Raw genomic sequence first — 21,059 nt, forward strand, 5'->3', positions numbered from 1 at the left:
ACAATGATGTCCTTGACCGGACATGACGCAGGACCTTTGAAATGTCTCGCCAAGCTCTGTTGTTGCCGGCACGACTGCATCCCATCAAGTCCCTGAGGCCGGCCGACCGCGCGCCGGCGGTCGCATCCCGCGCCGAACTCGAACAACTCCTCGCCGACGATGTTCCCTATGGCGACCTCACCACGGACGCGCTCGGTATCGGCGCCGCCGCCGGGACGATGGCGTTCACGGCGCGCGACACGATGGTGCTTGCGCTCGCCGAGGACGCGGCCGCCATCATCGAACTTACTGGCTGCCGGGTCGAGCTGCATGCCGCCTCCGGCGCCGCGCTGGAGCAGGGAACGCCGATCCTGACCGCGCACGGTCCGGCCTCGGCGTTGCTGCGCAGCTGGAAGGTGGCGCAGACGTTGATCGAAATCTGGTCGGGTGTTGCGACAGACGCCCGCGCGATCGTTGATGCCGCGACCGCCGTCGCGCCTCATGTCGCCGTTGCCTGCACGCGCAAGAACGTCCCCGGCACCAAGCGCTTCGCGGTCGCGGCGGTGAAGGCGGGCGGCGCGGTGATGCATCGCCTCGGGCTGTCGGAGACAGTGCTGGTTTTTCCGGAGCACCGCGCCTTTCTCGGCGAGGACTTGCTCCCCGACATGATCGAGCGATTGCGGCGAGCCGCGCCGGAAAAGCGCCTGGTGATCGAAGTGACCACGATCGAGGCGGCGATCGTTGCGGCGGCGGCGGGTTTCGACGTGATCCAGGCGGAGAAATTCGCACCGGCCGAAATCGCCGGGCTCGTTGCCCGGATGGCCCGAATGGGGTCGGTGCGATCACGGCCCATCATTGCCGCCGCCGGCGGCATTCATGCCGGAAATGTCGCTGCCTACGCGCTGGCCGGGGCCGACGTCGTGGTCACGTCGTCGCCATATCTGGCGCGGCCCCGCGATGTGCAGGTGCGGATGGCCCCGCTATAGCCTCCGGCAACCTGCCGTCGGCGTAGCCCGCGCCAAGATTCGGGAGGTGTCCGAAGCGTCCAGACATGATGCCCATCTCGTCGTGATGAGCGCCCATCATCACGCGCGGTTGATGCGGGCAATTTCCGGCGGCGTGACGCTAGCCGCCATCAAGCGCGCGACCATTCCGGTATTGATGTCGCAATGACCGGGACGGGCCCGGGTCAGACGTGGACCGCGGTGCGAACGCGGCCGGCGTTGCCGAACACGCGGAGATAGCGCTCGATCTCGGACGCGTCACCGGTCGACTTTTCCGGATTGTCCGACAGTTTTACGGCCGGCCGGCCGTCGACCGAAGTCACCTTGCAGACGATCGAGATCGGATCGAGGTTGGCCGAACCGTCGGGCGCGCATCCGACGAAATCATTGGTCAGGTTGGTGCCCCAGCCGAAGGCGATCCGGACCCGGCCGGCGAAATGACGGTGGGTCTCCTCGATCGATCCGACATCCATGGCGTCAGAGAACACCAGGAGCTTCTCCCGGGGATCGCGGCCCTTCTGTTTCCACCATTTGATGATTTCCTCGCCGGCCGCGATCGGCGGCGCGCTGTCCGGGCGGAAGCCGGTCCAGTCCGCCACCCATTCCGGCGCGTCACGCAGGAACGATTTGGTGCCGAAGGCGTCGGGCAGCGCGATCAAGAGATTGCCGCCATAGGTATGGCGCCACTGGTCGAGAATACGATACGGCGCCCAGCGCAACTCATCGTCGTCATCGGCCAGCGCTGCTGCGACCATCGGCAATTCATGCGCGTTGGTGCCGATCGCTTCGAGGTCGTTGTCCATCGCCAGCAGCACGTTCGAGGTGCCGGTGAAGGACGATCCCAGGCCCTCCTTCACCGCCTCGACGCACCATCGCTGCCACAAAAAGCCGTGCCGCCGCCGCGTCCCGAAATCGGACAGCCGCAGGCCGTCCAGCTTTCGCAACCGCTCGACCTTGGTCCACAGCTTGGCCTTGGCGCGGGCATAGAGAACGTCGAGCACGAACCGGCCCTGGCCCTTCACGACCTGGCGCGAGCGCAACTCGTTGAGAATGGCGAGCGCCGGAATCTCCCACATCGTGGTGTGGGACCAGTTGCCGTGGAAATGCAGCTCATACTGGCCGTCGACCTTGCGCAGCTCGTATTCGGGAAGCCGGAACGCCGCGAGCCAGTTGATGAAGTCGGGCGAGAACATCTGGGTCTTGCCGTAGAAGGTATTGCCGGCGAGCCAGATCAGCTCTTTCTTGGTGAAGCGGATGGTGCGGGCATGGTCGAGCTGGGCGCGCAGTTCGCCCTCGTCGATCACCTCGGCAAGCCGCACATGTCGGCTGCGATTGATCACCGAAAAGGTGACCTGCTGGTCCGGATAGAATTCCCGGATCATCTGCAGCATCAGGAGCTTGTAGAAATCGGTATCGAGCAGGCTGCGCACGATCGGGTCGAGCCGCCAGCCGTGATTGTAGGTCCGGGATGCAATGTCTGTGACTGCCATGGGGGAACCCTAGCCCGCCCGAAGCCCTGCAACCAGTACCCTTTCGCCCCGGGCATGGCAGCTCAGCGCGAAAGCCGCTGCTGGGCCTGGCTGACGGCCGCCCGGACGCCGGTCCAAACAGGCTTTCCCGGGGCGAATTGCCGCCGCAGATAGGTGACGAGCTCGGTCAACTGGTCATCGCTCATGCTGTCCTTGAAGCCTGGCATATAGCCGAGGTCGCTCGTAACAGGAGAAGCGATGCCGTGCAGGATCACCTGGATCAGATTGTCCGGGACGGCGCTGTGCAGGTTGCTGTTCAGCGCCAGCGACGGCCGGCTGCCGAACAGGACCGGCCCGCCGACCGCGTGGCAGACCGCGCAGGCGCCTTCGTAAAGCCGCGCGCCAGCGGGCGAAGCCGAGACCATCCGGGTGCCGGTGGATTTTTCCAGCTGGGCGGCCAGCGTGTCCTGCGCCGCTTTGTCAGGTGCATTCGCGTTGAACGAAGCGAGATAGGTCGCCATGGCGCGAATATCCTGGTCGGGCAGCACCGCAAGCTCCTTCACTACAGGCGCCATCGGCCCCGCGGCCACGCCGTGGAGGCGGGATTTGCCCGTTCGCAAATAGGCGTAAAGCTCGTCTTCGCTCCAGGGGATCGGCGCATGCGACAACGAGGTCAGCGGCGGCGCTTCCCAGCCTTCGGCGAAGCCGCCGGCGAGGTAGGCGCCGGCCTGCTCCGCGCCGAGCGCGTTGCGCGGCGAATGGCAGGCGCCGCAATGGCCGAGGCCCTCGACCAGATAGGCGCCGCGATTCCAGATCGCCGACTTCGTCGCATCGGCTTCGAACGTCGTGGGCTGATGGAACAGCGCGTTCCATCCCGCCATCAGCGGACGCAGGTTAAACGGAAACGCCAGCGTGTTGTCAGGCGTCTCGGCGCGCACCGCAGGCTGCGCCATCAGATAGGCATAGAGCGCCTGCAGGTCGGCATCGCTGGTCCTGGCGAAATGCGGATAGGGAAACGCCGGATAGAGATGCCTGCCGTCGCGATGAATGCCCTCGCGCATGGCGCGCTCGAAGGCGGGATAGGACCAGGCGCCGATGCCGGTCTCGGCATCGGGCGTGATGTTGGTCGCGTAGATGGTGCCGAACGGGGTTTCGATTCCCCGGCCGCCGGCATTGACGGCGCCGTTCACGCTCGTGTGGCAGACCGCGCAGTCGCCGAGCGCGGCGAGCTGCGCCCCGCGCGCGATGGTCGCCGCGGAGAACACGGACGCATCCGGCCGCGCGATCGGTGCGATCGCCCGCCACGGCAGCACGGCGGCGCCGATGCCGATCGCCGCGGCACATAACGCCGCAGCCGTGGCAAAGACGCCGCGCCGCCCGGCGAACGGATTCCTCCATCGGTCGGCCGGAGCTGGCGGCTGCGGCGCGGCCAGCGGCGCCGGGGCTGGTGGCGCGGCTGGCTCGCCGCGCAACCCCGCCAGAATGCGTTCCGGCGTGAACGGCAATTCGCGAAACCGAACCCCGGTCGCATCATAAATGGCGTTGGCGATGGCGGCGGCGCTCGGCACCGACGCGGACTCGCCGACGCCGAGCGGCGGCTGGTCCTGTCGCGGCAGCATCAAGACGTCGATCTTGGGAACGTCGGGGAATTTGATGATGGGGTAGGCGCCCCATTCGCGCGCCGTCACCGCGTTGCGGTCGAACGAAACCTGCTCCATCAGCGCGCGGCTGGTCGACTGGATGACGTTGCCGTGAATCTGGTGGCGGACGCCGTCCGGGTTGATCATCAGCCCGGAATCCTGCCCGGCCACCACGCGGGTGACGCTGACGTCGCCGGTCGCTTTGTTGACGGCGACGTCGGCAATCCAGGCCGACCACGCCGCGCCGTAACCCGGAAACTTGCTGTGCACATAGAGCGCGTAGGCAAAACCGCGCCCACGCACGATGTCGCCTTCGGCCTCAGGCTCCGGCCGCGCCGGACGCGGCACCCAGCCGGCGCGTTCGGCGACGGCGTTGACGAGATCGACCGCGCGCTGGTCTTTCAGGTAGCGCAGCCGGTATTCGACCGGATCGACGCCGGCTTCGGCCGCGAGTTCGTCGATATAGGATTCATGGGCAAAGGTGTTCGGCAGTGCCGAGACGCCACGAAACCATGATGCTCGCACGATCGGCGGCATGTCGTGCGCCACCACGCGCAAATTGTCGTAGTCGTAAGGCGGGATCGCGGTGCGGTCGCCCATCTCGAACACGGCGGGAGTAGGCGCAATCGCTCCGGTGAGCAGCAGCGCCAGCGTCGGCGCGCCGTTCGAGGGATAGCGCGTGGCAAAATCGTAACCGGCGACGCTGCCGTCGGCGTTCAGTCCGCCGTTGACGTCCATCAGCTGCGCGGTGCCCTTCGGCTCCCAGGCGTGCTCCTGTTCGCGCGTCAACTGCACGCGGACGGGGCGGCCGACCGCGCGCGACAGCAGCACCGCGTCGGCGGTGACGTCATCGGCGCAGTTGCGGCCATAGCAGCCCGCGGCTTCCAGCCGGATCACGTCGATGTCGTGCTCCGGCTTCTGCAGCAGCAGTGCGAGGTCGGCGCGCAGCATGTGCGGATTTTGCGTGCCGGACCACACCTTGACCTGATCGTCCCGGACATCCGCGACCGCGCAGGACGGACCGATCGAGCCGTGCATCTGGTACGGCCAGACATAGGTCCGCTGCATCGGCCTGGCGGCAGCGGCGATCGCGGCATCGACATCGCCCTTGTCGATCAGGGTGCGCGGCGCCGACGGATTGGCGCGCAGCGCGGTCTCGATATCTTTCAAGTCCGGCAGCGTCGGGGTCGGCTTCCAGCTCACCTTGAGCTGCGCGGCCGCCTTGACCGCGTTTTCCTCGCGTTCGGCGACGACGCCGACGAAATCGCCGATCCGCACCACCGCCACCAGCCCGGCAATATCGCGGACCGATGCTTCGTCGACCGCGATCAGGCTGGTGCCGACGAAATCGCCGGCATCGACGCCGGCATAGGGCGGCCGCACCACGCGACCGTGCAGCATGCCGGGCACGCGCACGTCATGAACATAGACCAGTTCGCCGGTCGCCTTCGCCGGCAGGTCGGTGCGCGGCACCGATTGCCCGACGATGCTGTAGGCGCTGACGGCCTTGACCGGAACGTCGTCCTCGAGTTCGAGTCGGACGGTCTCGCCGGATATCAATTCGCCGTAGGAGACGCTGCGGTTGTCCCTGCCGCGGATCAGGCCGTCCTCGATGACCAGCTCCTCCGCCGGCATTTCCAGCCGTTCCGCAGCGCGCGCTATCAGGAAGTGCCGCGCCTGTGCCGCCGCCTTGCGCAGCGGCACCGCCGTGATCTGGATGGTTTCACTGGCGATGGTCGCGCCCTGATTGGGGACCAGCGCGGTATCGCCCAACACAATGACGACGCGGGCAAAGGACACGTCGAGCTCTTCGGCGACGATCTGCCCGAGCGCAGTGCGAATCCCGGTGCCGAGATCGACATGGCCGTTGTAGGCCGTGACCGAGCCGTCGGCCGTGATCCTGATGAAGGTTTCGAAGCCGGCCGCGGCCGGACGAACAACGGTCAACGATCCTGACCCGGACTCGCGATTGTCAGTAACGTCTGCGGTCATCAATCCAGCGCCTCCGCGACGCGGCCAGCGGCCCGCATCGCCGCACGCATGATTTCGACATGCGCGCCGCACCGGCACAGATTATAGCGCAGCGCCTCGTGCAGCTCGCTCTCCGTAGGATGCGGGTTGCGATCGAGCAGCGCCCTGGTGGTCATGATCATGCCGTTCAGGCAGTAGCCGCATTGCGCGGCCTGTTCCCGTATGAAGGCCTGCTGCACTGGATCGGGATGTTCGCGCGAGCCCAGGCCTTCGAGCGTCACAATGTCGCGCCCGACGCAGCCTTCGATCGGAATGACGCAAGACCGCGCCGCGACGCCGTCGATCAGTACGGTGCAGCTGCCGCATTCGCCGAGCCCGCAGCCGTATTTCGGTCCGTTCAGTTCGAGATCGTTGCGCAACACATAGAGCAGCGCGGTATCGGGGGCGGCGTCGACCTCGTGAATCCGACCGTTGACCGTCAGGCGGATCGTGCTCTCAGTCATGTCGGTGATCCCGCTCCAACGGTTGCGCTGCAAACATCGCGTCGAAACGCGCTAAAACCTCCGGGCAAGATACCGTTTGCATACAAACGTGCAAGCATGCCGGCAGCGGGCGAAACCGGCTGCCCTGTTTGTGAACAAACCCGGCAGGCAATCTGCGGTATTAATCGGCAGCCGCCGTTTTCGCATTGCACGGCGCTTGACAGCTTTCAGCCGGGCGCGCAACATCGTTCGTGTACGAACAAATACCCCGTTGCGATATGAGGCGTCGTTACCGTTTGGCCGTCCGACAGTTTGACGCTGGCTTGTGAGTTCGTTCATGCTGACCGATACGACTGCTGCCGACGACAAGATCCGCTGCGATGCGTGTCCCGTGATGTGCTACATCAAGCCGGGCGCGGCGGGCGCCTGCGATCGCTATGCCAATCATGATGGCGAGCTGGTGCGCGTCGATCCACATATCCTGCTGGAGCGAACAGTGTCGCATGGCGGACGGCTGGTGCCGTTCCAGGGCAGCGGCGACTGGGACGGCAAGATCGTGCACGAGCCCAGCCTGTTCGTGACCGCGATCGGCGCCGGCACCACCTATCCCGACTACAAGCCCGCGCCGTTCATCGTCTCCTCCGAGGTCGACGGCGTCGACATGGTCACCGTGGTGACCGAAGGCATCTTCAGTTACTGCGGCGTCAAGGTGAAGATCGACACCGACCGCTATCTCGGTCCGGAGACGGCGGCGGTGCGCGCGCAGGGCGAGGCGATCGGCCACGTCACGACAAGCGAATACGGCTCGCAGATGCTGTCGCTGGGCGGCGTGCATCACCTTACCGGCGGCTCCAAGAAGGAAGGCCGCGTCACCTGCGACGCGCTGATGGACCTCAGCAACTGCAAGCCGGTCGAACTGACCATCGACGGCGGCGCCACCGTGGTGGTGCAGGCCGGATATCCGCCTGTTGTCAACGGCGTGCCCGAAGAGCGGATGCGGGTCGGTTGCGGCTCGGCGACCATCGGCATGTTCGCCAAGCAGTGGCACGGCAAGGTCGATGAAGTCGTGGTGGTGGACGACCACATCACCGGCGTACTCAGCGAACACCAGGCCGGCAAGCTGCTCGACATTCCCGATACCGGCATCAAGATGAAAGGGCGGCGTTCGACGCCGGGCCGCTATTTCCAGGTCGCCGAGCCCGGCACCGGCTGGGGCGGCACCAAGATCTCCGATCCGTTGTCGGTGCTCGGTCCGTTCGATCCCAAGAAGGCGCACCCGGGGCTGACCATGCTGATGGTCTCCACCACAGGCGAGCATGCGGCTTATTATGTCCTCGACGATGCGCTGAAGCCGGTCGAGCAGCCGATGCCGGCCGACTTGAAACTGTCGGTCGAGCGGATTCAGGAGAATTGCGAGCCCGCTCTGTGCACCGTGCTGTTCATGGGCGGGGCAGGCGGGTCGTTGCGCGCCGGCGTCACCGACAATCCGGTGCGGCTGACGCGATCGGTCAAGGACGCGCTGACGCGCGTCACCAGCGGCGGCGCGCCGGTCTATGTCTGGCCGGGCGGCGGCATCACTTTCATGGTCGATGTGACGCGATTGCCGGCAGGCGCCTTCGGCTATGTTCCGACGCCGGCACTGGTGGCGCCGATCGAATTCACGTTACGGCTGTCGGATTATGCGGCGCTCGGCGGCCATATGGATCATGTGCGGCCGCTGGCGTCGCTGAAGGACAATACCGAAACGCGCCAGGTGGCTTCGCCGCCATCCGCCCGGGAGCGTTCATGATGCGGGTTCCGCAAATCGGGTTGCTGGCCGACGGCAGGCGGCTTCATCTGCAGGATGGTCCGATCGACCTGATCGTCGAAGCGCGGGGCGGCGAGGCCGATATGCGCGCGGCCTATGATGCGGCAGCACGACGCTTCACCGGCCTGCTCGACGAACTCTGCAGCGAATTGCCGCTCTTGCGGCAGGCGGCCGATCCCGGGCGATGCCCGCTGCAAGGCGTCGTTGCCCGCCGCATGCATGCGGCGGTGGCGCCGTTCGCCGCCGATCACTTCATCACGCCGATGGCGGCGGTCGCGGGTGCCGTCGCGGAAGAAATCCTCGGCGCGATGACCGCCGCGGCGGGCCTTGAACGCGCCTATGTTAACAATGGTGGCGACATTGCCCTGCATCTTTCCGGCGGAGAGAGTTTCACGGTAGGCCTGATGGACCGGCCGGACACCGCCGGATTGCTGCAAACCATGGTGGTCGATGCCGGTGATCCCACCCGTGGCGTTGCGACCTCGGGGCGGCACGGCCGCAGCTTCTCGCTCGGCATCGCCGACGCCGTGACGGTGCTGGCGCGGACGGCTTCCCAGGCCGATGCTGCCGCCACCATCATTGCCAATGCCGTCGATCTGCCCGGACATCCCGCGATCCTGCGTTGCCCGGCCAACGAACTGCAGCCCGACAGCGATCTCGGCGCTCGCCTCGTCACCCGTGACGTCGGCGCGTTGTCCGGGGAAGAGATCGAAAACGCGCTCGCGGCCGGCGCGGCGCGCGCGCGGCGATTATTGCTTTCGGGATTGATCGAGGGCGCGGCTTTGCGCCTGTGCGGTGAGACCGTCGTGGTGGAAGCGAGGCTGCAACCGCCGCAGTCGCAATCGATTCACAGAGACATGCCCGCGAGCCTGATGCATGCTTGACCGGAAACAAGGCTGACAAAGATGAGTGCTGTCATTCGCAAGATAGTCACCGTGGTTGAAGAGACCCGGCTGGAGATGGGCAAGACCATTACGCCGCCGACGCGGCGTGCGGCGGCGATCGCCGTGATCGAGAACCCGTTTGCCGGAAGATATGTCGAAGATCTCAGCCCGCTGATTGCGATCGGCGAGGAACTCGGCGAATTGCTGGCGGCGAGGGCGGTGGCCGCGCTGGGCATCGAGGGCCCGAAAGCGCACAGTTACGGCAAGGCGGCTGCGGTCGGCGAAAACGGCGAGCTCGAACATGCGGCCGCCATCCTGCATCCCAAGATGGGCGCGCCGGTGCGCAAGATCCTGGGCAAGGGCGCGGCGCTGATACCATCGTCGAAGAAGCGAAGCGGGCCGGGGACGACGCTGGATATTCCGCTCGGCCACAAGGATGCGGCGTTCGTGCGCAGCCATTTCGACGGCATGGAGGTCATGATCAACGATGCGCCGCGCGCCAACGAGATCATGGTGGCGGTCGCGGTCACCGACAGCGGCAGGCCGCTGCCGCGTGTCGGCGGCCTGACCGTTGCAGAAGTCAAAGGCGAAGACGGTTTACGATAATTTCTTAACCAGTGGAGGTAAGGGATGCGACGGAGCAGATATTTCTTGAGCGCGGGATTGGCGATCGTGGTCGCGGGCATGGCGCATTCCGCTCTTGCCCAGAGCGAAATCAAGATCGGCGAGATCAACAGTTATTCGCTGTTGCCGGCATTCACCGAACCCTATCGCAAGGGCTGGCAGCTGGCGTTGGAACAAATCAATGCCGCCGGCGGCATCAACGGCAAGAAGCTCGTGGTCATCTCCAAGGATGACGGCGGCAAGCCAGCCGACGCGCAGACCGCCGCCAACGAACTGGTGTCGAGCGAGAAGGTGGTGATGCTGACCGGTACCTTCCTGTCCAACATCGGCCTCGCCGTCAGCGATTTCGCCAACCAGAAGAAGGTTTTCTTCCTGGCGGCCGAGCCCCTGACCGACGCCATCACCTGGGCCAAGGGCAACCGCTACACCTTCCGCCTGCGTCCTTCCAACTACATGCAGGCGGCAATGCTGGTGGAAGCGGCCGCCAAACTGCCGGCCAAGCGCTGGGCAACTGTCGCGCCGAACTATGAATACGGCCAGTCCGCAGTGGCGGTGTTCAAGAAACTGATGTCGGAGAGGCGGCCGGATATCCAGTGGGTCGATGAGCAGTGGCCGCCGTTCGGGAAGCTGGATGCGGGTCCTGTCGTGCAGGCGCTTGCGGCAGCCAATCCGGAAGCCATCCTGAACGTGACCTTCGGTGCCGATCTCGTGAAGTTCGTGCGCGAAGGCAACACCCGCGGCCTGTTCAAGGATCGTGCGGTGGTCTCTTTCCTCACCGGCGAACCGGAATATCTCGATCCGCTGAAGGAAGAGACACCTGCAGGATGGATCGTCACCGGCTATCCCTGGTACTCGATCAAGACGCCGGAGCACGATGCGTTCCTCAAGGCGTACCAGGCCAAATACAACGACTATCCGCGGCTTGGCTCGATCGTCGGCTACCAGACCATCAAGGCGGCGGCGGCGATCCTCACCAAGGCCAACTCCGACGATCCGGAGAAGCTGATCGCGGCCACGGAAGGACTATCGATGCCGTCGCCGTTCGGCGAAATCACCTTCCGCAAGATCGACCACCAGTCGACGCTCGGCGCCTTCGTCGGCAAGACCGCGCTCAAGGACGGCAAGGGCATCATGGTGGACTCGGTCTATCGCAAGGGTTCGGACTTTCTGCCGAGCGACGCCGAAGTCGCCAAGCTGCGCCCGAAGGAGTGATTCCTTACCTCTCCCTCTCTCCCCGCTTGCGGGGAGAGGGAGAAAAGGAACGACCTCATCCTGAGGAGCGGCGGCTTCGCCGCGTCTCGAAGGATGAAGCCAATGAATCAAGATGCGTGAGCCGCGGACCGCCAATGGCCTTTTACTTCGTCCAGTTCCTGACCGGCCTTGCCAGCGCGGCGTCGCTGTTTCTGGTGGCGTCTGGCCTGTCGATCATCTTTGGCGTGACGCGGATCGTCAATTTCGCCCATGGCGCGTTCTACATGCTCGGCGCCTATGTGGCGTTCACGCTGACCGAACGCTTTTCCGGCGCGCTCGGCTTCTGGGGCGGCATCGTGGTTGCCGCGCTGGTCGTGGCCGCGGTCGGCGTGCTGGTCGAGATGGTGCTGCTGCGGCGGATCTATCATGCGCCGGAATTGTTTCAGTTGCTGGCCACCTTCGGTCTGACCCTGATGGTCGAGGATCTGGTGGTCCTGATCTGGGGGCCGAGCGATCTACTCGGCCGCCGCGCTCCCGGCTTCAAGGGCGCGGTCGATTTCTTCGGCCAAAACATTCCCTCCTATGACCTGTTCCTGATCGCGCTCAGTCCGGTCGTGCTCGGACTGTTGTGGCTGGTGTTCCAGCGCACGCGCTGGGGCATCCTGGTTCGCGCCGCGACCCAGGACCGCGACATGGTGGCAGCGCTCGGCGTCAATCAGAAATGGCTGTTCACCAGCGTGTTCGCGCTCGGGGTCTTCCTCGCCGCATTGGGCGGCGCGCTGCAGATCCCGCGCGACGCGGTGCATCACGCGCTGGATTTGCGGATCATCGTCGACGTGTTCGTGGTGGTGGTGATCGGCGGCCTCGGCAGCATCGTCGGCGCCTTTGTCGCCGCCGTGCTGGTGTCCGAGCTGAACGCGTTTGGCATTCTCATCTTCCCGAAGATTTCCATCATCCTGGTGTTCCTGGTGATGGCCGCGGTGCTGATCGTGCGGCCGTGGGGCCTGTTCGGAAAGCCGGAAGCCGCCGCGCGCCGCACGCCGGGGCTGACCGTCAATCCCTGGCGTCCGCTGACCTCGAATGAGCGGCTGGCCGCGCTTGCCGCGCTGGCCGTGGCGGCGGCGCTGCCTTTGATCGGCGGCAACTATGCGCTCACGGTCGGATCCGAGATCGCGATCTTCGTGATCTTCGCCGCCAGCCTGCATTTCCTGATGTCGGTCGGCGGGCTCGCCTCGTTCGGCCATGCCGCGTATTTCGGGCTGGGGGCTTACGGCATCGCCTTCCTCGCCAAGATGGCGGGGCTGCCGATGATCGTCTGCCTGCTGCTTGGCCCGCTGTTGGGGTGTCTTGGCGCGGCGTTGTTCGGATTCTTCGCGGTTCAGCTCTCGGGAGTCTACTTCGCGATGCTGACGCTGGCGTTTGCGCAGATCGTCTGGTCGGTCGCATTCCAGTGGGTCGCGGTGACCGGCGGCGACAACGGCATTTTGGGAGTTTGGCCGGAGAAATGGGCGGCGGGGCCTGCGAGCTTCTACTGGCTCTCCATCGCCGTGGCAGCGGCGGCGGTGGCCGTGCTCCGCATCATCGTATTCTCGCCGTTCGGCTATGCGCTGCGGGCGACGCGCGACTCCCTGCTGCGCAGCGAGGCTGTCGGCATCGACGCCAAGCGCATCCAGTGGACCGCCTTCGTGATTGCCGGCACCGTCGCCGGCATCGCCGGCGCGCTGTTCGCCTACCTGAAGGGCAGCGTGTTTCCCGACAGCCTCGGCATTTCGCTGTCGGTCGATGCGCTGGTCATGGTGCTGCTCGGCGGGGTCGAGACCGTTTCCGGCGCGGTGATCGGCGCCATCGTCTACAAGGCGCTCTCGATCTGGCTGGTCAGCCAGACCGATTTGTCGAAACTGGTGCTGGGCGGCTTCATCGTGCTGATCGTGGTCGCCTTCCCGAAGGGTATCGTCGGCATGCTGGAGACGATCCGGCATCGCCGCCGCGCCGGGGCAGAGAAGTCCGCGATCGTCACTCCCCGGGTAGAGGCCGCCGAATGAGCACCGCGCCCACACTGCTGTCGGTCGATGGCCTGAGCAAATCCTATGGCGGCGTCCACGCCGTGCGCAGCGTGTCGTTTTCACTGAGGGCCGGCGAGATCCTGGCGCTGATCGGCCCCAACGGCGCGGGCAAGAGCACCTGCTTCGACATGCTCAACGGCCAGACCACGCCCGGCGCCGGCACCATCCATCTGCTCGGCGAAGAGACCACCGGCCGGAAACCGCGCGAGATCTGGCGGCTCGGCGTCGGCCGCACCTTCCAGATCACTGCGACCTTCCCGACCATGACGGTGCGCGAAAACGTCCAGGTCGCGCTGGTGTCGTATGGCCGGCAGTTGTTCAATCTGTGGGTCTCGGCGCCGAAATTCGCGCGCGAGGAAGCCGGCCGTCTGCTGGAGCTGGTCGGCATGGGCGGCTATGCGGAGCGGCCCTGCGGCGAGCTTGCCTATGGCGACCTCAAGCGGCTGGAACTCGCCATCGCGCTTGCCAACCAGCCGAAGCTGCTGCTGATGGACGAGCCGACCGCCGGCATGGCGCCGCGCGAGCGCATCGAGCTGATGCGGCTGACCGCCAAGATCGCGCGCGAGCAATCGATCGGCGTGCTCTTCACCGAACACGACATGGACGTGGTGTTCGAGCATGCCGACCGCATCCTGGTGCTCAATCGCGGTACGCTGATCGCCGAAGGTTCGCCCGAGGAAGTTCGGCGCAATCCGCAGGTTCGCGCCGTCTATCTCGGCGAGGGCCTGGTCTATGACGCCCGCCACCGCGAGGGAGCATCGGCATGAAGCTCGCAGTCGAGGGGCTCAACAGCCACTACGGCCCCGCCCATATCCTGTTCGATATCTCGCTTGAGGTCGGCGACGGCGAGGTGGTGGCGCTGCTGGGCCGTAACGGCGCCGGCAAGTCGACCACCTTCCGCTCCATCGTCGGCCTGGTCGAGAGCCGCACCGGCCGCATCGTGTTCGAAGGCAACGACGTCTCGGATCAGCCGACCCATGCGATCGTCAGCCGCGGGCTCGGCTACGTGCCGGAAGAGCGGCGCATCTTCACGGATCTGACGGTCGACGAGAATCTCGAAGTCGGCCGCCAGAAGGTCAGGCCGAACGCGCCGCACTGGACGCGCGAGAAACTGTTCACGCTGTTTCCGAACCTCGCCGAGATGCGCAACCGGCCGGGCGGCCGCATGAGCGGCGGCGAGCAGCAGATGCTGACCATCGCGCGCACCCTGATGGGAAATCCGTCGCTGGTGCTGCTCGACGAACCCTCGGAAGGCCTGTCGCCGAAGATCGTGGAGCAGATGGTGGACGCGATCCTGACCATGAAGAAAGCGGGCGTCAGCATCGTCGTGTCGGAGCAGAACCTGCATTTCGCGCGGCTGATCTCCGACCGCGCCTACATCATCGAGCGCGGCCGGATCTGCTTTTCCGGCACGATGGCCGAACTCGACGCGCGTCCGGACATCAGAGACACGCATCTGGCGCTATGATGGCGACGGCGGAAAAAAAGGGGCGGGCAACGCACATGGCCAGGAGTGTTTCGCCGAAACGCAGCGCAAGACCTTCGAAGGCACCTTACGTGCTGGAGGAGCAGGTCGGCTTCATCCTGCGCCAGGTCTGGCAGCGCCACGCCGCCATCTTCGCGAAGGAAATCGGAATAAATCTCACGCCGACGCAATGGGCGGCGCTGGCGAAACTCACCGAGACCGGGCCCTGCTCGCAGAACCAGCTCGGCCGGCTGACGGCGATGGATGTCGCCACCATCAAGGGCGTGATCGACCGGCTGACCGCGCGCGGCCTGACCGAAACCAGCCCCGATCCCGCGGACGGCCGCCGCCTCCTGGTCAGCCTGACCCGCGCGGGCCAGCAGATGGCCGACAAGGCGATGCCGAACGCGCTGGCGATCACGAGGGAAACGCTGGCGCCGCTCGATGCCAAAGAGCGGGAGACGCTGATGGCGCTGCTCGGCAAGCTGCGGTGATCGGGAATTCGTAGGGGCCCACCGTCATTGCGAGGAGCGGAGCGACGAAGCAATCCAGCTTCCTTCTTGGTGCGACAATGGATTGCTTCGCGGAGCCTGTTATCGGGCGCGCATTCGCGCGACCCGTTGGCTCGCAATGACGGTCAAGCCGTCGGGTGAACACGCGACCGATCAAAGGCTCCGCGCGCAAGCCGACGCCAAGAGGCGGGCACGGCGCAAAGCGCCTTTGCCCCCCTATGCTTTCTGACCCTTGCTGTCCTTGTCTCGTGATTTCGCCGCGTTCTGAATGCGCTCCAGCAGCTTCAAAAGCTCTGCGGTTTCATCGTCTTTCGGCTTCGAGGGTTTGGGGAAGGGTATCACGTCAGACATTGGTCGGTCCCTTACTCTACACGTCCGCGCCGTAGCTCCCTTCTCGTCCGCGATTGCCGCGTTTCTGCGACATCCGATCTTTCCTTGATCCGGAGTTCGCCACAATTTTCTCAAACTTTGCTTGGCGTTGCCCGGCGAGCTGCGCTGATCAGTGCCCCACAATCTCCGGCACTTTTCCCGCCGGCGGCGTGTTGCGGCTGCGCTGGGTGCGGACGATGCCGTCGATGATGGTCATGCCGATGCCGGGGAGGTCGCCGAGCTGCACGCTTTCCAGGATGTTCTTGCCCGGCGAATGCTGCGCCTTGTCCATGATGACGAAGTCGGCCGAGCGGCCGACCTCGATCAGGCCGCAGTCCAGCGCGCGCATCCGGGCGGTGTTGCCGGTGGCAAAGCAGAATGCGATTTCGGCCGGCACCTCGCCGAGCGAGGACAGCAGCGACACCATGCGCAGGATGCCGAGCGGCTGCACGCCGGAACCGGCCGGCGCGTCGGTGCCGAGGATGATGCGGTTGAGGTCGCCCATCTCGCGCGCGGTGCGCAGCGTGAACAGCGCCGAGCGCTCATTGCCGTTGTGCACCAGTTCGAGGCCGCGCTTGCAGCCTTCGCAGATGCAGCGGATCTGGTCGTCGGGCAGCGCGGTGTGGCCGCCATTGATATGGCCGACCACGTCGGTATCGGCTTCCAGCACCACGTCCTTGTCGATCAGGCCGGAGCCGGGGATCGACGGCCCGCCGGTGTGAATGGTGCTCTGGATGCCGTATTTGCGCGCCCATCCCACCATCTTGCGCGCGGTCGGGCCGTCCTTGACGCCGCCGAGCCCGACTTCGCCGAGTAGCTTGACGCCGGCCGCGGCCAGTTCCTTGAAGTCGTCCTCGACCATTTCGCATTCGATCACCGGCGCGCCGGCATGCACCTTCACGCCGCCCGGCCGCAGCGTCCAGAACGCGCGCTGTGCGAAGATAGCCATCGCCTTCAAGCCCACGACGTCGCGCGGCCGGCCCGGCATATGCACTTCGCCCGCCGAGATCATGGTGGTGACCCCGCCATGGAGATAGCTGTCGATCCAGTTGGTCTGGTTCTGCCGCGGCGTCCAGTCGCCGGCGACGGGGTGGACGTGGCTGTCGATCAGCCCGGGCGCGACCGTGGTGCCCATGGCGTCGACGATCGTGGTGGCGCCCTCGGCGTCGACGTCCTTGGCTTTCCCGATCGCCGATATCTTGCCGTTCACGGCCACGCTATATTACGCGCACAGCCTGAATCATGTTGGCAAGGGTCAGTAGTTGCTTCGGTAATCAGCGAGGACATCCATCGACGCTCCACAGTAACTGGTGATGTGATCGTGAGCCTTCACCAGTCCGTCGAACTCAACCCGGGTATAGGCGAACAGCTTCTTGCTGACACTGTGTGGGTACCGGAAAGAGTCGCCCTTCGGGTCTGTGTTGTGCATGTGTTTGATAAGCTTCTCAACGTGCAAGCCCCAAGGGTCCATCTCACCAGGCAGCGCGGCCAAATCAAACTGCTGTCGCTTCAGCTCATTCCAGAGGTCCAGAAGGCTGTGCCCGTAGTCTTTGCCAGAATCTCCAGTATAGCTCGCAAACTCTTCAATTGCCCACTTCAGGTGAAGCTCGACTGAATGCCGGGCAACGTAGAACAAAGGCGCCTGAAGCAGCCCATTGTGACGCCACCGCTCTTTTAGCGCTGTTGCCATCTCCCGGAATGCCACCTCGTACGAATAGGCGAAGAACGACAGCGTTTGATCCGACATCGAAGGGGGTTCTTCACGATGCAGGAAGCGCTCAAATTGTGTGGGGATTTCGAAATTGCCGACATCATTCAGCAGATCGAGAAATTCGCCCATCTCTAGCTTTCGTTCCACTATTTCTTCGAAGCGTTCCAAATCTCTTCTGACTTTTCAGCCTCGTGCTTCAACAGTGCATCGAAGAATTCGGCGGACTCTTTCGTATAGCCGCCCTTTTTCTCGCTATCGTCAGCTTGCTTTAGTATCTCTTTCTTGAACAGCACGACTGCTGCAAGCTCTTTGTCCGACAACCAACCACCTTTTTCCGGCATCCATTCGTCGATTACGGCCGAGAGGCTCTTGTTCTCCAACCGGTCCATGGCCTTGAAGTCTGCGTTGGTCTTCTTCGACCATGGGGTTATGAGATCAGAGTGGGCCATCGAAGCATCCGTTGCCGCCTGACTCTGTGTGGCGTGCATTGCGGCCACCAGCTCGGTAGTCTTGAGGGGCGCTATTCCGCGGACCACTCTCGTGAACAGAAAGAAGAAGTCCGCCTTAATCATCTTGACCCATGGCCGAATGATGACCGCCCGCTCCTCCGGCGTAACCTTCAGCTCGACCAGCTGGGCATCTATATCGTCGAGCACGACCTGCTTCTCCTTCGCAGTAGGCGTGCCAAGACGGTTGCCCCATGAGATCGTCAAATAGCTGGCTCGGGCGCTTATTGCCGCCAGCCTTCGTAGCCTGCCGATGATTTCCTCGGCCCTATCCAACGTCTCACGGAGTTCAACCTGAACCTCCCAGACCTTGAACGTCTTTATTTGCGATAGGAATAGAAAAATGCCGCACACAACAAAAGCAGTGCCTAAACCGGCCGCCGACTTCATGTTGCCTGACCAGGCTTGAAAGGCTGCAAGCAGGAGACAGCCGACGCCCACTACGAAGGCCACAAAGATGTAAATCTCTCTGAGCTTTTCCATGTTATCTGCCGCCACTGGAAGCCTCATAACAAAAAGCCGAGACTCAGTTGATCCGAGAATTCCACCTAAAGGACCCGATATCCCGCCTCGGCTAACATGTCAGCGTTTGAGATACGTCGCAATCAACGTTGCGATAATACCGACAACGCCAATCCCTAGAGCGACCTTGCCTGACTTCCCCGAGCCCATTTGGCGCAATAACAAATAGTAGGTCGGCCACCTGCCGAAATGTCGGACGAGTTCATCTAAAGAATACTTGTCGAGCAAACCCGCTCTCTCTTTCTCAGAGAGAAGTGCCGGTTTGTTCGTCCCATTAGGACGCAATCTTTCGTTCGCCCGTTTAGGCGTTAAGGTACTGTCGCTCATTTTGCGTACAACCTGTAGGTGGCTTTCCACCTAAACAACGCAACACACTTATCTATGTTGCATCGGGACCGTTATCGATTCCTTAGGCTCCGAACCATGTTCGGGTGACACCCTTTCAACATGCGTTCTTTTTCCGCTTTGTCAACAAACTCGGAAAGCCCCTATTTTATAAGGGTTTCTTAAACTACCAATACAACGGCAGACCTATATTGCCTCTGTTTACCGCCAAATGGGACTCTTGTGTTGTTAATTATCTTATAGAGATTCGTGCGCGGCTAGTACATTTCGTAGGAAAATGCAAGATAGATTATCTGGCCCCGGTGTTCTGAACAGATTTCTGACTCGATAAGTGTAACCTCTGCCGGGGTTAAGCTGCGAAGCGGACTGGCCCCTGGATCGACAACGGCAGCTCGTTGAAAAACAGATGGTTTGGCGTCTCGTTCGTCCAACCGATTGTGTGTGCTCTGGCCCGTGCCGGCTTGCCATCGAGCCGGTGCTGAATACTTCGAGCGGCGATCCACCCGACTCCCACGGCTTGTCGGGCTCTTCACGAAAGCAGACATCAGGCTGACGGATCGGCACGTCTGCTGAGTGCCAACAGCCGGCATCGACCACCGCAAACGCTGCGCGCAGCGAATGCTGGCATTCATCGGCCACCGTTGGTACGCTTCGCCAAATCAACGGACATGGAAGATAACGACAACTTCACTTTGGGCCTGAATCTTTTGGGAAGAGTACCGTCTGTGCGGTGTTGAAAAGTGCCAATGCTGAGTCTAGCAGCGCCTGACTTTCCTTGAGCTTTTGCGTGTAAGCTGACTGGGTGAGAAAGCTGTACACGGTTGCCACGCGATCTGGCACGGCGCTACAATAGTCATCTAAAAATTTCACCAAGCTGAAGTTCTCTAAGGACGCTTCAAGATGCTCCAGGTCAGCCAACGTTAAGATGACCAACTTTTCTACTCGCCGTCCTCCGGGAACAGGTCCGAGTAGCGCGTCAAATTCCTTCGCAAGTACTGCGCCCAAGGTTGCCACCTTGGTGTCATGCGCTATAAGCAGCGGGAAAATCCGGCGGACTTCCTTGAAGTCGTCGCCCTGACCTTTCCAAATATCATTTGTGATAGCGCGAACGATCCTCGCGAGTTGCGAGACGCCTTTTCTTCTCTCAATCGACGACGCGGTCGTTTCGCTGTATTTGAGACGAATTTCTTCAAGAAAATCGTCGCCAAGGATGGCTCCTTCTTTCAACCATACAGACTTAGATTCTGAAACAACTAAATCCTTAACGTCATTGAGAATATTGTCGACCTCGAACTCGCCATCGGCGTCTGCGCCTTTAACGTTGCAAGCAAGACGATCGACTAAGCCCCTTGCACTGGGATAGGCGCGGCGAAGCATATCGCTAACATAATCTTCAAAAGCTAAACCAAACCGCCCGAAAACTTCATTGGCGCTTTGAGCTTGCGCTGTAATCTGGAAAAGTGATCCGATTGAAATCCGCTCGCTGAAAAAGACTGGATCGAGAACGACTGCCGTCTTATTTTCAGTAATGAGAATCGGCCGCGCGCGAATCGCGCGATACCCGGACTTGTCAAAGTCGTTCCATAGGTCTTCCGCAAGCTGTTCAGACGACTGAGATTCGTGGGCCAGAAACTTCGGAAACAGGTCACTATAGGCAGTTGCATTCCCAAAAGTCGCCGGTCGAAAAAAAATATCTTGCTCGGTGCCTATTAAGGCCTTTGTGGAAACGCCTGCGAGGCAAACGAAATATTCTTCAACGGAAAGTCCCGTAATGCGTTTGAACTCGGCCTCAAATTCCGGATACCGCTTCGGAAAATACTTAGAGAAAAAAGCCCAGCCGTGGCCGAGCGTTTCACGTGGGTACGGAGCAGGATTTGCTTCCTCGAACGCTTTCCAAAACGGCCCTGCGGCTTTCAGGCGAGCCTCGTCGATGTTGGCTTCGCCGATGCCGTCAAGCTTGTTCCCAAATATTCTGTTGTTCCAGAGGCCACTCGCGATAAGTGCGCACCTGACGAACTTTGATTTTGTCGCTGCATTTTGAAACGTGTCGCCGTCATTCGTCAGGTTTTTGCAATGCTTCGAAATCCATCGCATCAGCTCAAGGAGCTGCCCTCGGAAGAAGAAAGTGGGTGGAATTTTCCACGCCCCGTTCTTCCAGAATTCGTTGACCTTGTTCCGCTCATCATCATTCAAGGCAAGTTGGATTGCACGCTCCTGCCGCACCCTGATATCTTCGGTTCCTGGCCCCGAAACGATCCGATTGATAAGTGCGCAACAGCAAAGGGCTTCGTCGCGACTAAGGCCCTCTAGCGATTGGACCATGCCTTTTTCGCTGACTTCGATGTCGGGGTAGATAGCCTGCGCTGTGACGAATACGCCAATTTGCGTGAGATTTACGACGGAGGGTTTCCTTGGGAGCAGGATCATTATGCAAATCCGTGGCACGGCTCAAGGCTCATAGGCCGGCCCTTCCTCAAACTAATTGTAATTCCTAGCACTCGATGGTGGACGCTCT

The 21,059-nt window shown here is 62.8% G+C and carries 18 protein-coding genes and 1 pseudogene; 10 read left to right on the top strand and 9 right to left on the bottom strand.

Annotated elements, in window-relative coordinates:
* The first annotated feature begins 41 nt into the window (after positions 1-41).
* Both modD and KMZ29_RS08615 read left to right on the top strand, forming a co-directional pair.
* Positions 42-965 carry a ModD protein gene (modD, locus tag KMZ29_RS08610; protein WP_215623303.1) on the top strand — a complete coding sequence of 308 codons (924 nt, stop codon included), beginning with the start codon at positions 42-44 and terminating at the stop codon, positions 963-965.
* Positions 966-1,011: 46 nt separating this feature from the next.
* Positions 1,012-1,152, top strand: a complete 141-nt coding sequence (locus KMZ29_RS08615) for a universal stress protein (protein ID WP_215623304.1) — start codon at positions 1,012-1,014, stop codon at positions 1,150-1,152.
* A 16-nt stretch (positions 1,153-1,168) separates the two neighbouring features.
* Here the strand turns inward: KMZ29_RS08615 and pncB are convergent, their stop codons facing one another.
* The 3 genes from pncB to KMZ29_RS08630 form a co-directional block, all read right to left on the bottom strand.
* Positions 1,169-2,473, bottom strand: coding sequence for a nicotinate phosphoribosyltransferase (gene pncB, locus KMZ29_RS08620; protein WP_215623305.1), 1,305 nt, complete (start codon positions 2,471-2,473; stop codon positions 1,169-1,171).
* A gap of 62 nt (positions 2,474-2,535) precedes the next feature.
* Positions 2,536-6,084, bottom strand: coding sequence for a molybdopterin cofactor-binding domain-containing protein (locus KMZ29_RS08625; protein WP_215623306.1), 3,549 nt, complete (start codon positions 6,082-6,084; stop codon positions 2,536-2,538).
* A complete protein-coding gene (locus KMZ29_RS08630) occupies positions 6,084-6,566 on the bottom strand; it encodes a (2Fe-2S)-binding protein (protein WP_215623307.1) in 483 nt (160 codons plus the stop codon). The genes KMZ29_RS08625 and KMZ29_RS08630 overlap by 1 nt, the downstream gene beginning before the upstream one ends.
* Before the next feature lie 316 nt (positions 6,567-6,882).
* Between KMZ29_RS08630 and KMZ29_RS08635 the strand changes: the two genes are divergently transcribed.
* The 8 genes from KMZ29_RS08635 to KMZ29_RS08670 all read left to right on the top strand — a co-directional run bounded on the left by KMZ29_RS08635 (position 6,883) and on the right by KMZ29_RS08670 (position 15,073).
* Entirely contained in the window at positions 6,883-8,334 is a 1,452-nt protein-coding gene (locus tag KMZ29_RS08635; RefSeq protein WP_215623308.1) for a 6-hydroxynicotinate reductase, read from the top strand.
* Positions 8,331-9,236: a UPF0280 family protein gene (locus KMZ29_RS08640; RefSeq protein WP_215623309.1), complete on the top strand. Its 906-nt coding sequence runs from the start codon at positions 8,331-8,333 to the stop codon at positions 9,234-9,236. Before KMZ29_RS08635 ends, KMZ29_RS08640 begins: the two co-directional genes overlap by 4 nt.
* A gap of 21 nt (positions 9,237-9,257) precedes the next feature.
* Positions 9,258-9,842, top strand: coding sequence for an amino acid synthesis family protein (locus KMZ29_RS08645; RefSeq protein ID WP_215623310.1), 585 nt, complete (start codon positions 9,258-9,260; stop codon positions 9,840-9,842).
* Positions 9,843-9,866: 24 nt separating this feature from the next.
* Positions 9,867-11,072: an ABC transporter substrate-binding protein gene (locus tag KMZ29_RS08650; protein ID WP_215623311.1), complete on the top strand. Its 1,206-nt coding sequence runs from the start codon at positions 9,867-9,869 to the stop codon at positions 11,070-11,072.
* A 134-nt stretch (positions 11,073-11,206) separates the two neighbouring features.
* Positions 11,207-13,093, top strand: coding sequence for an ABC transporter permease (locus KMZ29_RS08655; RefSeq protein WP_215623312.1), 1,887 nt, complete (start codon positions 11,207-11,209; stop codon positions 13,091-13,093).
* Positions 13,090-13,881 (top strand): ABC transporter ATP-binding protein, encoded by a 792-nt coding sequence (locus tag KMZ29_RS08660; RefSeq protein WP_215623313.1) that lies wholly within the window; start codon positions 13,090-13,092, stop codon positions 13,879-13,881. Before KMZ29_RS08655 ends, KMZ29_RS08660 begins: the two co-directional genes overlap by 4 nt.
* Entirely contained in the window at positions 13,878-14,582 is a 705-nt protein-coding gene (locus tag KMZ29_RS08665) for an ABC transporter ATP-binding protein (protein ID WP_215623314.1), read from the top strand. Before KMZ29_RS08660 ends, KMZ29_RS08665 begins: the two co-directional genes overlap by 4 nt.
* 35 nt (positions 14,583-14,617) lie before the next feature.
* On the top strand, positions 14,618-15,073 hold the full coding sequence (locus KMZ29_RS08670) for a MarR family winged helix-turn-helix transcriptional regulator (RefSeq protein WP_215623315.1): 456 nt from the start codon (positions 14,618-14,620) through the stop codon (positions 15,071-15,073).
* A 234-nt stretch (positions 15,074-15,307) separates the two neighbouring features.
* On the opposite strand, the gene KMZ29_RS26855 is transcribed toward KMZ29_RS08670, so the two are convergent.
* The 6 genes and pseudogenes from KMZ29_RS26855 to KMZ29_RS08695 form a co-directional block, all read right to left on the bottom strand.
* The gene (locus KMZ29_RS26855) at positions 15,308-15,442 is read right to left on the bottom strand and encodes a hypothetical protein (protein WP_256442501.1); all 135 of its coding nucleotides are present in this window, start codon (positions 15,440-15,442) and stop codon (positions 15,308-15,310) included.
* A 148-nt stretch (positions 15,443-15,590) separates the two neighbouring features.
* Positions 15,591-16,676, bottom strand: a pseudogene (locus KMZ29_RS08675) (amidohydrolase family protein); the annotation flags it as partial.
* Between the two features lie 39 nt (positions 16,677-16,715).
* Entirely contained in the window at positions 16,716-17,300 is a 585-nt protein-coding gene (locus tag KMZ29_RS08680; RefSeq protein WP_215612895.1) for a hypothetical protein, read from the bottom strand.
* A 17-nt stretch (positions 17,301-17,317) separates the two neighbouring features.
* Positions 17,318-18,160 (bottom strand): hypothetical protein, encoded by an 843-nt coding sequence (locus KMZ29_RS08685; RefSeq protein WP_215623316.1) that lies wholly within the window; start codon positions 18,158-18,160, stop codon positions 17,318-17,320.
* A 99-nt stretch (positions 18,161-18,259) separates the two neighbouring features.
* The gene (locus KMZ29_RS08690) at positions 18,260-18,526 is read right to left on the bottom strand and encodes a hypothetical protein (RefSeq protein ID WP_215612893.1); all 267 of its coding nucleotides are present in this window, start codon (positions 18,524-18,526) and stop codon (positions 18,260-18,262) included.
* 705 nt (positions 18,527-19,231) lie between these two features.
* Positions 19,232-20,971 carry a hypothetical protein gene (locus tag KMZ29_RS08695; RefSeq protein ID WP_215612892.1) on the bottom strand — a complete coding sequence of 580 codons (1,740 nt, stop codon included), beginning with the start codon at positions 20,969-20,971 and terminating at the stop codon, positions 19,232-19,234.
* Positions 20,972-21,059 lie beyond the last annotated feature (88 nt).

The sequence above is a fragment of the Bradyrhizobium sediminis genome, from assembly GCF_018736085.1.
Taxonomy (GTDB): domain Bacteria; phylum Pseudomonadota; class Alphaproteobacteria; order Rhizobiales; family Xanthobacteraceae; genus Bradyrhizobium; species Bradyrhizobium sediminis.

Bases quoted from the DNA above. Each gene is read 5' to 3' on its own strand.
- modD (WP_215623303.1), top strand. From the start codon at position 42: ATGTCTCGCCAAGCTCTGTTGTTGCCGGCACGACTGCATCCCATCAAG.
- pncB (WP_215623305.1), bottom strand. From the start codon at position 2,473: ATGGCAGTCACAGACATTGCATCCCGGACCTACAATCACGGCTGGCGG.
- KMZ29_RS08625 (WP_215623306.1), bottom strand. From the start codon at position 6,084: ATGACCGCAGACGTTACTGACAATCGCGAGTCCGGGTCAGGATCGTTG.
- KMZ29_RS08630 (WP_215623307.1), bottom strand. From the start codon at position 6,566: ATGACTGAGAGCACGATCCGCCTGACGGTCAACGGTCGGATTCACGAG.
- KMZ29_RS08635 (WP_215623308.1), top strand. From the start codon at position 6,883: ATGCTGACCGATACGACTGCTGCCGACGACAAGATCCGCTGCGATGCG.
- KMZ29_RS08640 (WP_215623309.1), top strand. From the start codon at position 8,331: ATGATGCGGGTTCCGCAAATCGGGTTGCTGGCCGACGGCAGGCGGCTT.
- KMZ29_RS08645 (WP_215623310.1), top strand. From the start codon at position 9,258: ATGAGTGCTGTCATTCGCAAGATAGTCACCGTGGTTGAAGAGACCCGG.
- KMZ29_RS08650 (WP_215623311.1), top strand. From the start codon at position 9,867: ATGCGACGGAGCAGATATTTCTTGAGCGCGGGATTGGCGATCGTGGTC.
- KMZ29_RS08655 (WP_215623312.1), top strand. From the start codon at position 11,207: ATGGCCTTTTACTTCGTCCAGTTCCTGACCGGCCTTGCCAGCGCGGCG.
- KMZ29_RS08660 (WP_215623313.1), top strand. From the start codon at position 13,090: ATGAGCACCGCGCCCACACTGCTGTCGGTCGATGGCCTGAGCAAATCC.
- KMZ29_RS08665 (WP_215623314.1), top strand. From the start codon at position 13,878: ATGAAGCTCGCAGTCGAGGGGCTCAACAGCCACTACGGCCCCGCCCAT.
- KMZ29_RS08670 (WP_215623315.1), top strand. From the start codon at position 14,618: ATGGCCAGGAGTGTTTCGCCGAAACGCAGCGCAAGACCTTCGAAGGCA.
- KMZ29_RS26855 (WP_256442501.1), bottom strand. From the start codon at position 15,442: ATGTCTGACGTGATACCCTTCCCCAAACCCTCGAAGCCGAAAGACGAT.
- KMZ29_RS08680 (WP_215612895.1), bottom strand. From the start codon at position 17,300: ATGGGCGAATTTCTCGATCTGCTGAATGATGTCGGCAATTTCGAAATC.
- KMZ29_RS08685 (WP_215623316.1), bottom strand. From the start codon at position 18,160: ATGGAAAAGCTCAGAGAGATTTACATCTTTGTGGCCTTCGTAGTGGGC.
- KMZ29_RS08690 (WP_215612893.1), bottom strand. From the start codon at position 18,526: ATGAGCGACAGTACCTTAACGCCTAAACGGGCGAACGAAAGATTGCGT.
- KMZ29_RS08695 (WP_215612892.1), bottom strand. From the start codon at position 20,971: ATGATCCTGCTCCCAAGGAAACCCTCCGTCGTAAATCTCACGCAAATT.